Origin of the sequence: Ruficoccus amylovorans (assembly GCF_014230085.1) — a bacterium.
Taxonomy (GTDB): Bacteria; Verrucomicrobiota; Verrucomicrobiia; order Opitutales; family Cerasicoccaceae; genus Ruficoccus; species Ruficoccus amylovorans.
This window is the reverse complement of record NZ_JACHVB010000014.1, coordinates 95,104-109,111: the sequence shown is the minus strand read 5'-3', so window position 1 is coordinate 109,111 and position 14,008 is coordinate 95,104. Positions and strand designations below refer to the sequence as shown.

The window sequence follows — 14,008 nt, the reverse complement described above, 5'->3', positions numbered from 1 at the left end:
AGCAAACTATCACTCTCTCAAAACCGCCCCCATTGGCAAGGCAGAAGTCCACCCCTGCCCAGCCCTTTTCCGGTAGTTTTCCAGCCCTTTACGCACCGACAGTACCGCGCTCCCGGTCCATTTTCTCCAGATGCACCTCGGCCGCCCTGAGCAACAGCTCGCAAACTTCTTCCAGCGGGCGGTGCTGGTTAAAGCCCGCCGCCGGGGCATGTCCGCCGCCGCCGAACTCCTGTGCGAGCTGGTCCAGGCGGTAGGCTCTCGTCTTTGCCCGCAGGCTGCCTTTGACCTGATTTTCAAACTCCTGCACCAGCATGCCGATGTCCACCCCGTCGAGGTCGCGGGCATAATCAACGAAGCCCTCGGCGTCCTCGTGCTCGGCCCCGGTTTCCTGAAAATCCTGCTCGCGCAGCACACCGATGCAAATACGCCCGCTGTGGTAGAGACGCAGCGAGCCGAGGTAGCGGCGCAGGAGCTTGAGCTTGGCCAGCGGCTCCTGCTCAAACAGCTCCCGGGCCACCTCAGCGGGCGAGGCCCCGCAGGCGCACAGACGTGCGCACAACTCGAAGACCTGCCCCGTCGTCGTCGGGAAACGAAACTGCCCGGTATCGGTCGCAATGCCCACGTAGAGCGCCTGCGCCGTCACCGCATCGACGGGCAACCCCAAGTCGAAAAACATCCCGGCCAGCACCTCGGCAGTGGCTGATGTGGCGGGCGCGACAAAGTTGTGTCGCCCGTAGCTGGGATTGGATACATGGTGGTCGATATTGGCCAGCGTCTCAGGAAACATCCCCTCCAGCAACATGCCGACACGGATCGGGTCGGCACAATCGACGTTCATCGTGACATAACCCTCGGGAGTAAAATCTTTCGCCAGCGCCCACGGCGTGTCGCCGACAAAGGGCTGGATCACGCGCGGCGGATCGTCACGGTTCACCGCGATGGCGTCGATCCCCTGCGAGCACAACACACGGGTCAGTGCCACCTGCGAGCCGATGCAGTCCCCGTCCGGACGCAAATGCCCGAGCACGGCCACGCGCCGACCTCGCAGTTCGGCCAGCAGTTGCTTGAAACGTTCGGACAGCTCTGGAAAATACATTGCCCGCAGGTTTTAACCGCAAAGCCCCGCCAGTAACAGGAAAAACAACCGCACTTCCCCGACGGCCGGGCACTTCAAAAGCTTGAACTGGAAGAACGAAAGATCGGGAACGACATCATTTATCAGCTATTTCGCGGCGCATGACAAAATCCTCGAACTCGTACGGCCCCATCGTAACCGATACACGCTCAGCAGCGACAAAGCCCTGCGAACGATAAAACGCAATCGCCTTTTCGTTGGCCACATTGACATTCAGAGCCAGCGAACGTACTTCGCAGAAATGCGCTCGTGCCGCCGCAATGAGTTTTTTTCCGATCCCGAGCCCACGGCAACGCTCCAGCACGTACAGCTTGCGAATCCAGAGCGTCTCCGCCTCCCTGTAGGCCGCGACAAAGCCGGAGTCGGCCCCGTCCACCTGCGCCAGCCAGAAACAGTGCCCCTTTTCCCGCCCGTCACGCTCCAAAACCTCGCGGGCATAGATAGCATCCAGCATGGCGGCAATCTGCTCCGAACTCAGGAGTCCGCCAAAGCACTCCGGCCAGATGCGACGGGCCAACTCTTCCACCCGTGGAAGCTCCTCCATGCGCAGACGTCGGATATCCACCATCGTATCCATTTTTGCGTCCTGCCCCTCCAACGTCCGACAAAAATGAGCCCGCCCTCAATCAGTGCTGATCGGGCAGCTCGCCCTCTTCGCGGTCGATTTCGTCGATAATTTTCAGAACTTCCGTCCCGCGGGCGATCGAGTCATCCTCCACAAAGCGCAGGCGCGGCAGGTATTTCAAAACAATGCGCTGGCTCAGCTCCTGCCGGATGTCCCGGTGTTTGGCGGCGAAGAACTTCTCCGCCAGATAGGACGAGCCCTCGTCCCCGAGGATCGAGTAGTACACGCGCGCGCTGCGCAGGTCGCTCGTCACGACCACATCGGTGATCGTGATGTTAACCGCGTCGCCCTGATAGCGCGTGTGCAGGATGTCGCTGACCTCGCGCTTGACCAGTTCGTTGACGCGTGTGCCCCGGTTGCTCATGAGTATTTACAAATAGTCATTGATCATCGGCCATTTGTCATTGGCCATCTTTCATTCGGCAGGCGGCGAAAAAACTCTCTCCCAAATGAAAAATGGCAAATGAGCATCGGCAAATGACCAATCAAAATGTTTATCGCAGGTTCGGGCGGAATTCGTGGATCTCGTAGCACTCGATCCGGTCGCCTTCCTTGTAGTCGTGGGTGCCGCTGACCTGGATACCGCACTCGTAACCGGCACGGACCTCGTTGACATCTTCCTTGAAGCGCTTGAGCGTGCCGATGCGGCCTTCGTGGATGACGACTTCCTTGCGGATGAGGCGGGCGTGGGCGTCGCGCTTGATGATGCCCTCGGTCACCATACAGCCGGCGACAAGGCCCTTGGCCAGCGGGAAGGTGGCGCGGACCTCGACCATGCCGAGCTTGACCTCGCGGTACTCCGGATCGAGCAGTTCCGACATGGCCTCTTCGACCGATGTGATGAGCTCGTAAATGATGTTGTGCTGGATGATGCGCACACCGTGGTGCTTGGCCAGGGCGGTGACGCCGTTCTCCTGCTTGACGTTGAAGCCGATCACGCAGGCTTCGGAAGAGTCGGCCAGCGTGATGTCGTTCTTCGTGATGACGCCGACGCCGGTTTCGACGATCTCCAGCTTGACCTTCTCGCTCTCGATGGCGCGCAGGCAGTCAGCAAGAGCTTCGACACTGCCGTTAACATCACCCTTGATGACGACGCGCAGCACCTTCGAGGACTGGTCGTCGATGGCGGCCAGCAGGCTGTCGAGGTCGGTGGCACCAGTGGTGACGGCGGGCTTGGCGGCCGCACGGGCCTTGAGGGCCTGGGCGTTTTCTTCGGCTTCGGCCTTGGCCGCTTTTTCGTTCTTGGCCACGGTGCAGACCGCGCCGGAAACAGGTGTGCCGGACCAGCCCATGATACGGACCGGAGTGGACGGCGGGGCACTTTTGACGGGCTTGCCGTGCTCGTCCATCATCGCGCGGACCTTGCAGTAATGCGGGCCGCAGACCAGAGCGTCGCCCACTTTGAGTGTACCCTTCTGGACAATGACGGTGGCGGTCGGGCCGCGGCCCTGCTCCACCTGAGACTCAACGATGACGCCTTCGGCTACCGCCTTCGGGTTGGCCTTCAGTTCGCTCACCTCGGCCTGCAGGAGGACGAGTTCGAGCAGTTCGTTGATGTTTGTGCCCTCCAGCGCGGAAACGGGCGTGCAAAGAGTGGTGCCGCCCCAGTCTTCGGGCATCAGGTCGCGCTCCTGCATCTGCTGCTTGACGCGATCAATGTTCGCGCCCTTGGCGTCCATCTTGTTGATGGCGACAATGATTTCGACGTTGGCATTGCGGGCGAACTTGAGCGCCTCGTCCGTCTGCGGCATGAAGCCGTCGTCAGCGGCCACCACCAGAATAGCGATGTCGGTGACATTGGCTCCGCGCTCGCGAATCTTGGAGAAGGCGGCGTGACCCGGGGTGTCGAGGAAGGTGATCTTCTTGCCCTTGCGCTCGACCTGGTAGGCGCCAACGTGCTGGGTGATGCCGCCGGCCTCGCCGGAGACGACGTGCGCGTTGCGGATCTGGTCCAGCAGGCTGGTCTTGCCGTGGTCAACGTGGCCAAGCACGCAGACGACCGGCGGGCGCTCTTCCATCAGAGCAGGGTCGTCCTCGCGGGGAGCCTTGGCCTTTTTCTTGGGCTCGGGCTTGTCGTCGCCGCGGTGGCGGATGTCCAGCGTGAAGCCATGACGCTCGGCGATCTGCTTGGCGTTGGCTTCCTCGATCGCCTGATTCATCGAGGCGAAAATGCCCATCTCCATCAGTTCGGAAATGAGCTGGAAAGGCTTCTTGCCCAGGAGGATGGCGAAATCCCGCACCACGATGGGCGGCTTGATCTGGATGATCGTTTCGCCTTCCTTTTCGATCACTTTACCGGCAGCCGAAGCCTGCTGGCCGGGCTGCGGTTGCTGACCGGGCTGGGCCGGACGCGGTATCGACGGCGGAATGATCGGCGAAGGCGACGGACGCACGGACGCGGGCATCTTGACCGGCGGCGGAGTCGCTCCGGGCGGAGTGGAAGCAGCGGGTGCGGACGGCGCGGGAGCCACGCCGGGTGTATGACGCGGCGGGACAGCCGGAGCCGGCGCAGCCCCGCTCGTGCGCGGCGGAACGGCGGACGCGGGCGGAACAACCGGGGCCGGAGCGCCACCAGCCGCGCGCGGCTGCACGGACGGAGCCGGGGCCACGCCAGGAGTGCGCGGGGGGACCGCCGGCTGGGCCGGGCGGACAGAAACATTGACCGAAGGGGTGGCCGGACGGCCCGGCCCCATGACGGGCGCGGGGATCGGCGCACGGCGCGCGCCCGGAGGCGGCGGGGGCGGAGGAGACTTGCGCTCGGGTTCCGCCGGAGTAGCCGCAGCCGGCTTCTGCGTGGAGGAGAGCATGGCATCGCGCTGGGCCTGGCGGACGGCGGCACGCTCGTCCTCACGACGCTGACGGGCGGCTTCTTCCTCGGCCTCCTTCTCGCGCTTTTCCTGCGCGATCTGGTCGGGCGTCTTGACGATGGCCGAAGGCGGGAGCTTGGGCGTGGCAGGACCGGACTTGACCGCATCGGGGGCCGGAGCGGCTTCCGCCGTCTCCTGCTCAGGCGTTTCCGCCTGGGCTGCCCCGCTGAATTCTTCGATGAGCGCCTGTGCGGAGATGTTATCGACCGTGCTCGAAGCGCTTTTCACCTCGTGGCCACGTTCGCGGAGGAGTTGCATGACCTCCTTGTTTTCCATGTTCAGCTCTTTGGAGAGCTCGTATATGCGGACACTCATAAAATAGTTGTGCGGTAATCAGTCTGTATGGTCTTAGGCCTGGGATTGTAGCTGGTTGACTTTCGCGATGATCGCGGCGGCTTGCTCCGGTGTAAAATCACCGGACTCGACAAGGTCGTCGGCGGTGACGCCAGCGGCGATCACCTCAACGGAATTAATACCCATGGCGACGAGCTTTTCGGCCATTTCGTCGTCGATTCCCAGGGATTGGGCCAGATTGACCCCGGCACGTTCGGCGCGTTCCTCCAACGTGGCGGCTTCGCGTCGTTCCTTGCCGATATCAAGTCTCCAGCCCATAAGGCGAGAGGTCAGCTTGGCGTTCTGCCCGCGACGGCCGATGGCCACCGCGAGGTCGTCCTCGCTCACCTCGAAATAAATACGTTTCGCAATCGGATCGATGTGCAGGTTCTTCGGAATGGCCGGCTTGATAGCCTCTTCCAGCATCTGCTGCGGATCGGCGAAGTAGCGGATGATGTCGATCTTTTCGCCACCGAGCTCGCGGACGATGCTCTTGACGCGAGCACCACGGGCACCGACGCAGGCGCCGACCGGGTCCACCTTCGGGTCGTTGCTGTGAACGCAGATTTTCGTGCGGTAGCCGGGTTCGCGGGCCATGCCTTCGAGGGTCACGGTACCGTCGGCGATTTCCGTCACTTCCAGTTCGAAGAGGCGACGGACAAATTTAATGCTCGAACGGCTCAACACAAGCTCGGGACCGCGCGGAGTGCTTTCGATGGCGAGCAGCAGGCAGCGAATGCGTTCGCCGGGGGCATAATCCTCGCCGGGGACACGTTCGCGGGGGGGCAGGATGGCTTCGGCCTTGCCCAGATCAACGATGAGATCACCGCGTTCGCGACGGCGGACCACACCGGTGACGATGTCGCCCACGGAGTCCTTGTAGTCGTCGTAAATGCGTTCCTTCTCGAACTGGCGGACGCGCTGCATGATCGCCTGGCGGGCGGTCTGGGCCGCGATACGGCCGAGAAATGCCGGGTCGATGTCCTTGCGGACGATGTCGCCAACTCTGGCGTTCTTGTCATACACGTGGGCCTTGTCGAGCGGGATCTCGGAGGCCGGGTCGCTGAACGAGTCAACCACGCGGAGCAGTGTCCACGCCTTGAGGGCACCTGTGCGCGGATCGATTTGCACATCGAGCTCGGCGCCGGCGTTCACACCCTTCTGAGCGGCGCTTTTGATGGCAGCCGCGATGGTGGCGATCATGTCCTCTCGGCTGATCCCCTTCTCCTTCTCCATGTATTCGAGAACGGACAGGATTTCGTTACTCATCGATATGTTATTAGAAAAAAAATAGCGGGTACGTGCGACCCACTATCCTGAGGTATAGGATGGTTGGAAAAGGGCCATCGTGCCAACCGCCGCCCCCTTTGTCAAGCGAACGTATAAAACAGTGCACAACGCCTGCCAAATCCGCAAAAGCCGCCCCCACCTGGCCGATATGGTGAGCGATGACTACGGCTCATGCAAAACCGCAGTCATCGTTGAAATGCCAAATGGGAAATGGTTAAATGGCTGATTGTTAATTGTTGGATGCTGGACGTAGAAAACAACAATTAGCCATTCTAACCATTTAACCATTCAGTCATGCAACCAGTGTGGCCTTGCGAGTTCTCGGAACGCGGCGAAGCTTAGATAAACAAATTCGTCCCGGTATCGCCGGAGGCCCCGAGGAACTCGGCCACGCCGCCCAACTCGACCCCGTCGATCAGCTCTTCGGCACGGATGCCCATCGCGTCCATCGACATGGTGCAGGCGACCAGCCGGACTCCGGCCTTTTTCGCCTCTTCCATCAGGCCGAGCAGGTTCGGGAGGTTTTTGGACTTCATGCGGTCCTTCATCATGCGGGTGCCCATCCCGGCCATGTGCATCTGCGAGAGCGGGAGCTTGTCCGCACCGCGCGGGAGCATCCAGCCGAACATTTTGTCCATGAAGCTCTTGCCCTCAACGGCGGATGCGGGCGCGACGTCCTTGCGCAGGACGTTCAGGCCCCAGAAGGTGAAAAAGATCGTGGCCTTGCCGCCCATGGCGACCGCGCCGTTGGCGATGATAAAGGTGGCCATCGCCTTGTCCAGGTCGCCAGAGAAGCAGACCAGTGTCGCGCCGTTGCGCGGGCCGGAGGCCCCTCCCCCGCTGCGGGCGGGCGAACCGGACGGACGCCACCCGGCAGGCAGCACGTCGGTGGAAAGGCGCAGGCGACCGACCACCACCCCCTTGTCCTTCTGCACGCTCAGGCATTCGTAGCCGTTGGCGCGGCAGAAGGCGGGCAAATCGTTCTTGAAACCGGCGTCCGATGCGCGCACTTCGAGCACCTGCCCCGGCTTGAGCGCGGTGGCGGCTTCTTTCACCCGCAGGATCGGCCCCGGGCAGGCCATCCCGGTGGCGTCGAGCTTGACCACCTCTTCGTCGGACTCAGCCGATGCGGCCTTCACAAAGGGGGCCGCCGGGGTCGAACAACAGGAGGGACCGGCGGGCAGCTTCGGCTGCTCGACCTGCTGGACGGACGGCTCAACCTTGGCCCCACCGACGTGGGCGAAGGCGTCAAAGCCCCGCTGCGCCAGCACGCGGGCGGCGAAGTAGCTCGTCTTGCCCAGCGCGCAAATCGTCACCACCGGGCGCGCCGGGTCGAGTTCGCCGAGGCGGTCGCGTAACTGCGGATACGGGATATTGATCGCGCCGGGGATGGCCTTGAGGGCAACCATCTCCGGCGGGCGCACATCCACGACCTGGGCGTTGGCGGGCGACTCCGCCAGCGAATAGACCGGCTGGACAAAGCCGCTGCGGATGTTGTTGGCGGAGAAACCGGCGATGTTGACCGGATCCTTGGCCGAGCCGAAAGGCGGCGCGTAGGCCAGCTCCAGGTGCTCCAGTTCCTCAACCGTGAGCTTGCCCTTGATCGCGGTGGCGAGCACGTCGAGGCGCTTGTCCACGCCGTTGGCGCCGAAAGCCTGACCGCCCAGAAGGCGTCCGTCGGCCTTGTCCCAGAGGATTTTAAGCGTAAGGTGCGTCGCCCCCGGATAATAGCTGGCGTGGTCGAAATCGCTCACCACGGTCTTGCCAAAATCGACCCCGGCCTGCCGAAGACGCTTTTCGGTAAAACCAGTCACGCCCGCGGCCACATCGAAGACCCGCACGATGGAGGTGCCGATGGAGCCGGGATACGGCTGGGCTTTGTCTCCGAGGAAAATGTGGTCGGCGGCGGTGCGGCCCTGCCGGTTGGCCGGGCCACCGAGGGCAATGGCGGTAGGACCGCCAAGGATCGGGTCGGTCGTCTGCGAGGCGTCGCCGACGGCGTAAATGTCCGGGTCGGTAGTCTGCATCCAGGCGTTGGCCACGATGTGGCCGCGCGCGCCCAGTTCCAGCCCGGCGGCCTTGGCCAGCGCGTTCTCAGGGCGTACGCCGATGGACAGGATCACCATGTCCGTCTCCAGCTTCTGGCCCGACTTGAGCTTGGCCCGGAGGCCGTCGGACATTTTTTCAAAACCGTCGATCCCGTCGCCCAGGATCAGCTCGACCCCGTGTTCGCGCAGATCTTCCTCCACCGCCTGCACCATGTCCTTGTCCATCTGCGGCAGCACCTGGTCCACCAGTTCGACCAGCGCAACCTCCTTGCCCAGATGGATAAGCTGCTCGGCCATTTCCAGACCGATAAAGCCCGCCCCGATGATGGCCACATGCCGGGCCTCGGCAGCGGCCTCCTTGATCTGGTCCATGTCCTGCAAGTTGCGCAGCGTGTAGATGCCGGGCAGCTCAATGCCGGGTAGCGGCGGCGTCAGCGGCGAGGCCCCCGGCGAAAGGATGAGCTTGTCATAGGCGAGGTCCTCCTCCACCCCGGTCTCGACGTTGCGGATGCGCACGGTGTGCGCTTCGCGGTCGATGTCGAGCGCCTCGGTCAGATTGCGCACGTCGAGCCGGAGCATACTCTTGAGGGTGGCCGGGGTCTGGAGCGCGAGCTTGCCGCGGTCCTGGATCTCGCCGCCGATGTGGTACGGCAGTCCGCAGTTGGCGAACGACACGTCCGGGCCGCGCTCAATCACGATAATTTCGGCGTCCTCGCTCAGGCGGCGGGCACGGGCAGCGGCGGACGCGCCGCCGGCCACTCCGCCGATGACGACGAGGCGCAGTTTTTTCGCATAGGTGGGTTGGGCTTTTTCACTCATGACAGAACCGGGGGTGGAGTTTGAAAGTTTAAGAGTTTGAGGGTTTGAAAGTTGGACGGGCTGAAGCGAGGGACAGAAAAAGGGAATCCCAAGCTTACCGTGCGGCGGGAGGAAGTGCTGCTTCCGGCACGGATGCTGACGGGGTCGACGTCGCCTCGTGCTCGGTTCCGGCCGGGGCGGTCCCCAGCGTGCATTGGAAGCTGTGGCAAAAGGACTTGATGTTGTCGCAGTCGAGCGAGTAGCAGACGCGCGGCCCGCAGCTCTTGGCGACCAGCAGGCCCGCCCCGCGCATGGCCCGCAGGTGCTGTGAAACCGTCGCCTGCGCCAAGGGCAAGGCTTCGACAATCTCCCCGCAGGAGGCTTCGCCCTGCTTCTGAAGAAACGTCAGGATCGCAATCCGCGCCGGATGGGCCAGCGCCCGGGCAAAGTCCGCCAGCGCAACCTGCTCGGGACTAAATTCGTCGTGACTATGAAACGGCATAAGAGCTCAATTAATCGTATATCGTAAATTTACGATAAAACAACGGACCGTCAAGCAAAGAACTCTCTTTTTTCATAACCAACCACCGAGGACATACCAAAGAGAACAAAGTCTCTCCCCCCGCGGCCCGGCGGGCCGACGCCTTAGCTCGTGCGCGTGCGGAGTAGCCCCCGCCCCGGAACGACTGGAGCCCTCCGACACCCCTGCAATAAACCCCACCCCGTCAGAAAAGCCGTGCGGGCCTGGTCAGCATACGCCCCACAGGTCTTATCGTAAAAAGCTCCCCACAAAGGGGAGTTGCGGCTCAGGACCCCTGTCCGCTCTTCGCGCCTTTGTCAGATCCATTCTTTTTACGGTCACAGATGCCCAGTTCGTTCAACTGATCGCAACTGGCCTCCAGACGCAGACTGACATTTTTCGGGCTGAACCCCTGCTTGCGGGCCAGCGCCCCTTCCCGCAGCACGAGACAGGGATCCTCCAGCGGAAAAACCTGCTTGCAATCCTGGCACACGACGTGGCTCTGTCCGGCGTACTGCGAGGTAGCCGGGGCGTAGCACTTCTTCTCCCCAACGCCCTGAACCTCGTGCAGGACACGCGCCTCGACCAAATGCCCGAGCGTGCGGTAAACCGTGGAAAGTGAAATCTGGCTGTCCTCACAGCGGCAACGCGCCAGCAGCGTCTCGGCATCAAAGGCATCCTCGGCCCGCAGCGCCACCTCACAGATAATCTTCCGCACCACAGTGACGGAACTGCCCTTGGTCCGCCAAAAGGCGTAAGCCTGGGCAATCAGGTAGTCCGCGGGAGTTTCCGTTGACTCTCCCATCGGTGCTCAGGCCGCCAGGCTCTCGCCCTTGAACGCGAATTGCAACTCAATGCGCTTCGAATTGTAAACGCGATTGTGAACGACCTCCTGCAGCATCCGCTGACAGAAGGACTCGAGGTCTCCCTCGTCCAGATAAAGCGGAATGCGCTCCAACAAGCGGTCCTGCTCATCGCGGGCCACCACCACAAGGTTGGTTTCCAACCACTTGCGCAGGGCCTGCAGGCGGCGAACCTTGTCCCCCCGCGCTGCGCTGAACAGCTTGAAATAACACGAGACACAGCGCCCCGGATTCTGCTTGCTCAGCGCGTACTCACGCAGATCCAGAATGGCATCTGCCTGCTTATAAAAGGCGTCGCTAAGCGGCACCAGTACGTCATGCAAAAATTGGGCGCTCATTGACACCATTCAGATGCCAATGAGACCCAATCGCAAGTGCAAAATCACTCCTGGCGACTTTTTTATCGCCGTTTCGCCGCTTAGGCCTTGGCGGAGAACTCGCCGCACCAGTCGGAAGAAGCGGTTTCCGGGAAGTGCGTTTCGTAGCGGGTGTCTTCATCCACTGCAAAGACGACGGATTGCGGAGCGTTGCGGCGGCATTCGCCCTTGTCGCTGGAGACGCTTTTCCAGTAAGCGCATTTGCTGCAAGTGGCGGTGGCGGTCATAGTCTTTTCCATAATATTACCCTCGGTTGAAGTTATGCGTTATAATTAAGCATAACCACCCCGCTTGTTCCAGTTAAACCCGCTATTATCAGCCATTTGCTAATGCGATTCGATCTCGCGATAATTGAGCATGAATCGCATTTTCAAGACGCCGTTTATCTGGGCTATTTTCCCTCCCAAAGGGGGCATGGAAACCTCAGCCTGCGTCCCTATTTGAGAACCTCGTGAACGAGAGCGCCAAGGACATTGATGCTGTGCGGCTTGGGCAGGAGCGCACTGATCCCCGCCTCCTCGATCACGTCCGGGGTCAGCTTGGCCGAGTAGCCGGTCGTCAGGATAATCCGTTGGCCGGGGCGGATTTTGACCACTTCCCGGGCGAAGTCCATTCCGGTCATACCGGGCATGGTTTCGTCCGTGATAATGAGGTCGTAACGCTCCGGATCCTGCCGCACACGATCCAACGCATCCTGCACGCGGGCACAGCCCTCAGCCTGATAACCGATCATTTCGAGCGTCTTCTGCCCCAACAGCAGTAAGGACTCCTCGTCATCAACGATCAGTATCCTCTCGCCATTGCCCTGCGGCACGGGTGCGCTTGCATCATCCACGTGCACTACCCTATCCGCGTGCACAGGAAAATAAAGACGAAATGTCGTTCCGACCCCCACTTGGCTGTAAACAGTGATAGCACCATCGTGACTTTTCATGATCCCATGAACGACCGCCAGCCCGAGTCCGGTCCCCTCGCCCACCGGCTTGGTCGTGTAAAACGGATCGTAGATGCGCTCCAGCGTCTCCTTGTCCATGCCGTGGCCATCGTCAGAGACTGAAATACGCACGTATTTACCGGGCTGGAGATTGGGGTTTTGGTCGGCGACGTGGCTGTCCACCTCAAACGGCTCCAGGCAAAACTCCAGGTGCCCCGTCCGGCCCTTCATCGCATGCAGCGCATTGGTCCCAAGATTGAGCAAGACCTGCTGGATCTGTCCGGCGTTGGCGAGCACGGCGGGCACGGCGGGCTCCAACCGGGTTACAATCTCGATCGTGGAGGGGAGCGATGCGCGCAGGAGCGAGATCGACTCCTGCACGACATCGTAAAGTTTCGTCGTGTCGCGGTCCAGCGGCTGCTGGCGGCTGAAGGTGAGAATCTGCTTAATCAGGGCCGTGGCCCGGACCCCGGCCCGCATCACCGTCTCCAGATGCTCGCGCACTTCGGGCTGGGTAGAGGCCATGCTGGCCAACTGGGTGTAGCCGTTGATCGCCATCATGATGTTGTTGAAATCATGGGCGATACCGCCAGCCAGCGTACCGATGGCTTCCATTTTCTGCGCCTGGTGCAGTTGGCCCTCAAGCTTGCGCTTTTCGCTCACATCCCTGAACATGACGAGAATCCCGTTGGGCTTCCCGGCCTCATCCTGTGTGGAGTAGGCCAACGCCTCGACCCAGACACGCGAGCCGTCCTTGCGCACCTCCGCACGCTCGCTGTGGATCGCATGGCCCTGACGCATGCGCTCCAGCCGTTTCATGATCGCGGCGTGCTCCTCTCTCGGATAGCGGCTGAGATAGGACTTGCCGCGCATCTCCTCTGCACTCCAGCCGAACAACTTCGTCGCGCCTTCATTCCAGTAAAGGATCTTAGCTTCCAGATTGGTAAAAATAATGGCATCGCGCAAGCGTGACAGGATCTCAGCATCGCGCTTGAGCACGGCCTCATTGTGCTTGCGAACCGTTACGTCGCGGAGAGTAACGAGCGTCGCCTCTTTCTCGTTCCAGAAGGTATCCACGACGCACATTTCCACGATCCTCACCGCCCCATTGGCATGTGTGATCTCAAACTCGCCGCGAGAATCCTTCGCCAGGGGGTACGCAAAAGGACGACCGATCAAATCCAACATCCGACGATCCAGAATTTCCTCCGCCGCCGGATTGGCAAACTGCACAACCTCCTCCCGGTCCACCACAAGAATGGCGTCCGCACTGGACTCGATAATCTGGCGAATGCGCGATTCGCTGGCGGCCAGTTGACGGGTCTTGTTGCGCAGTTCGCTGGCGATATGCTGACGCTCGACCGCGTAGGCGATGGAGCGCCCCAGCAGTGCTCCATCGAACTGGTTCTTGCGCAGGAAATCCTGCGCTCCCATGCGCAGGGCCCGCGTACCCGCCTCCTCGTCCTCGAGTCCGGTCAGGACCAACACGGGCACATCGGGAAAGGCTTTTTTCAGGTTTACGCAAGTCTGCTCCCCCTGCGAATCCGGCAACCCCAAGTCCAGCAGGACGGCATCGTACTGCTCACAGCTCAGCTCCGTCAAACACTCGGACATGCGTGAAACGTGCTTGAGCGTGAAATCAAAGTCCTTCACATCCTCCAGCACTTCCTGAAGTATCAGCACGTCGGCGGGATTATCCTCCACCAACAGGATGCGAAAGCCCCGCCGCTTATGCATCTTCGCCGCAGGGGAGTTCGACCACGCAGAACCAGAAATCATGAATAGACCTTACGATTTGAGAGAAGGTATCGAAATTCACGGGTTTGACCACATAGCAGTTCGCATGCAGCCCGTAAACCGCTTTAACGTCTTCATCGGCATTAGAGGTGCTGAGCACCACGACAGGGATCTTTTGCAGGGAGGCATCGGCCTTGATATCGGCGAGGACCTCACGGCCACTTTTTCGGGGCAGGTTAAGATCGAGCAGGATCAGCCCAGGCCGGGGAGCGTTTTGATACTTGCCCCGGCGGTGAAGAAAATCCAGGGCATCCACTCCATCCTGAACGACATGGAGTACATTCAGAACCTTCGAATACTCCAAGGCTTCCCGCGTGAGCATAATGTCAGCCGAGCTGTCTTCAACCAGCAGGATTTCGACCGGACGTGTGCGATGAGACATAGGCGATCCTTATTTAGCATTATATAACATTAAAAACAG

At 61.2% G+C, this 14,008-nt stretch carries 12 protein-coding genes; all 12 read right to left on the bottom strand.

Translation table 11 applies throughout. The features are described 5' to 3' along the window. Nucleotides 1-88: 88 nt before the first annotated feature. Nucleotides 89-1,096, bottom strand: a complete 1,008-nt coding sequence (locus H5P28_RS04980; RefSeq protein WP_185674616.1) for a DHH family phosphoesterase — start codon at nt 1,094-1,096, stop codon at nt 89-91. A gap of 115 nt (nt 1,097-1,211) precedes the next feature. Then, nucleotides 1,212-1,712, bottom strand: coding sequence for a GNAT family N-acetyltransferase (locus H5P28_RS04975; protein ID WP_185674615.1), 501 nt, complete (start codon nt 1,710-1,712; stop codon nt 1,212-1,214). Nucleotides 1,713-1,761: 49 nt separating this feature from the next. Next, nucleotides 1,762-2,124, bottom strand: a complete 363-nt coding sequence (gene rbfA, locus H5P28_RS04970) for a 30S ribosome-binding factor RbfA (RefSeq protein WP_185674614.1) — start codon at nt 2,122-2,124, stop codon at nt 1,762-1,764. Between the two features lie 130 nt (nt 2,125-2,254). Next, on the bottom strand, nt 2,255-4,942 hold the full coding sequence (gene infB / locus H5P28_RS04965; protein WP_185674613.1) for a translation initiation factor IF-2: 2,688 nt from the start codon (nt 4,940-4,942) through the stop codon (nt 2,255-2,257). 33 nt (nt 4,943-4,975) lie between these two features. After that, nucleotides 4,976-6,229: a transcription termination factor NusA gene (gene nusA / locus H5P28_RS04960; protein ID WP_185674612.1), complete on the bottom strand. Its 1,254-nt coding sequence runs from the start codon at nt 6,227-6,229 to the stop codon at nt 4,976-4,978. A gap of 359 nt (nt 6,230-6,588) precedes the next feature. After that, on the bottom strand, nt 6,589-9,117 hold the full coding sequence (locus H5P28_RS04955; protein ID WP_185674611.1) for an FAD-dependent oxidoreductase: 2,529 nt from the start codon (nt 9,115-9,117) through the stop codon (nt 6,589-6,591). A 94-nt stretch (nt 9,118-9,211) separates the two neighbouring features. Then, nucleotides 9,212-9,598 carry an ArsR/SmtB family transcription factor gene (locus H5P28_RS04950; protein WP_185674610.1) on the bottom strand — a complete coding sequence of 129 codons (387 nt, stop codon included), beginning with the start codon at nt 9,596-9,598 and terminating at the stop codon, nt 9,212-9,214. A 304-nt stretch (nt 9,599-9,902) separates the two neighbouring features. Then, a complete protein-coding gene (locus H5P28_RS04945) occupies nt 9,903-10,421 on the bottom strand; it encodes a Fur family transcriptional regulator (RefSeq protein ID WP_185674609.1) in 519 nt (172 codons plus the stop codon). A 6-nt stretch (nt 10,422-10,427) separates the two neighbouring features. Further along, nucleotides 10,428-10,817 (bottom strand): hypothetical protein, encoded by a 390-nt coding sequence (locus tag H5P28_RS04940; protein WP_185674608.1) that lies wholly within the window; start codon nt 10,815-10,817, stop codon nt 10,428-10,430. A gap of 80 nt (nt 10,818-10,897) precedes the next feature. Next, a complete protein-coding gene (locus H5P28_RS04935; protein WP_185674607.1) occupies nt 10,898-11,095 on the bottom strand; it encodes a hypothetical protein in 198 nt (65 codons plus the stop codon). Nucleotides 11,096-11,292: 197 nt separating this feature from the next. Further along, a complete protein-coding gene (locus tag H5P28_RS04930; RefSeq protein WP_185674606.1) occupies nt 11,293-13,569 on the bottom strand; it encodes a PAS domain S-box protein in 2,277 nt (758 codons plus the stop codon). Then, nucleotides 13,520-13,969 (bottom strand): response regulator, encoded by a 450-nt coding sequence (locus tag H5P28_RS04925; protein WP_185674605.1) that lies wholly within the window; start codon nt 13,967-13,969, stop codon nt 13,520-13,522. The genes H5P28_RS04930 and H5P28_RS04925 overlap by 50 nt, the downstream gene beginning before the upstream one ends. Between the last annotated feature and the right edge of the window lie 39 nt (nt 13,970-14,008).

What these genes read in the sequence shown, in the direction of transcription:
- H5P28_RS04980 (WP_185674616.1), bottom strand. Translation starts at nt 1,096, where the DNA reads ATGTATTTTCCAGAGCTGTCCGAACGTTTCAAGCAACTGCTGGCCGAA.
- H5P28_RS04975 (WP_185674615.1), bottom strand. Translation starts at nt 1,712, where the DNA reads ATGGATACGATGGTGGATATCCGACGTCTGCGCATGGAGGAGCTTCCA.
- rbfA (WP_185674614.1), bottom strand. Translation starts at nt 2,124, where the DNA reads ATGAGCAACCGGGGCACACGCGTCAACGAACTGGTCAAGCGCGAGGTC.
- infB (WP_185674613.1), bottom strand. Translation starts at nt 4,942, where the DNA reads ATGAGTGTCCGCATATACGAGCTCTCCAAAGAGCTGAACATGGAAAAC.
- nusA (WP_185674612.1), bottom strand. Translation starts at nt 6,229, where the DNA reads ATGAGTAACGAAATCCTGTCCGTTCTCGAATACATGGAGAAGGAGAAG.
- H5P28_RS04955 (WP_185674611.1), bottom strand. Translation starts at nt 9,117, where the DNA reads ATGAGTGAAAAAGCCCAACCCACCTATGCGAAAAAACTGCGCCTCGTC.
- H5P28_RS04950 (WP_185674610.1), bottom strand. Translation starts at nt 9,598, where the DNA reads ATGCCGTTTCATAGTCACGACGAATTTAGTCCCGAGCAGGTTGCGCTG.
- H5P28_RS04945 (WP_185674609.1), bottom strand. Translation starts at nt 10,421, where the DNA reads ATGGGAGAGTCAACGGAAACTCCCGCGGACTACCTGATTGCCCAGGCT.
- H5P28_RS04940 (WP_185674608.1), bottom strand. Translation starts at nt 10,817, where the DNA reads ATGAGCGCCCAATTTTTGCATGACGTACTGGTGCCGCTTAGCGACGCC.
- H5P28_RS04935 (WP_185674607.1), bottom strand. Translation starts at nt 11,095, where the DNA reads ATGGAAAAGACTATGACCGCCACCGCCACTTGCAGCAAATGCGCTTAC.
- H5P28_RS04930 (WP_185674606.1), bottom strand. Translation starts at nt 13,569, where the DNA reads ATGATTTCTGGTTCTGCGTGGTCGAACTCCCCTGCGGCGAAGATGCAT.
- H5P28_RS04925 (WP_185674605.1), bottom strand. Translation starts at nt 13,969, where the DNA reads ATGTCTCATCGCACACGTCCGGTCGAAATCCTGCTGGTTGAAGACAGC.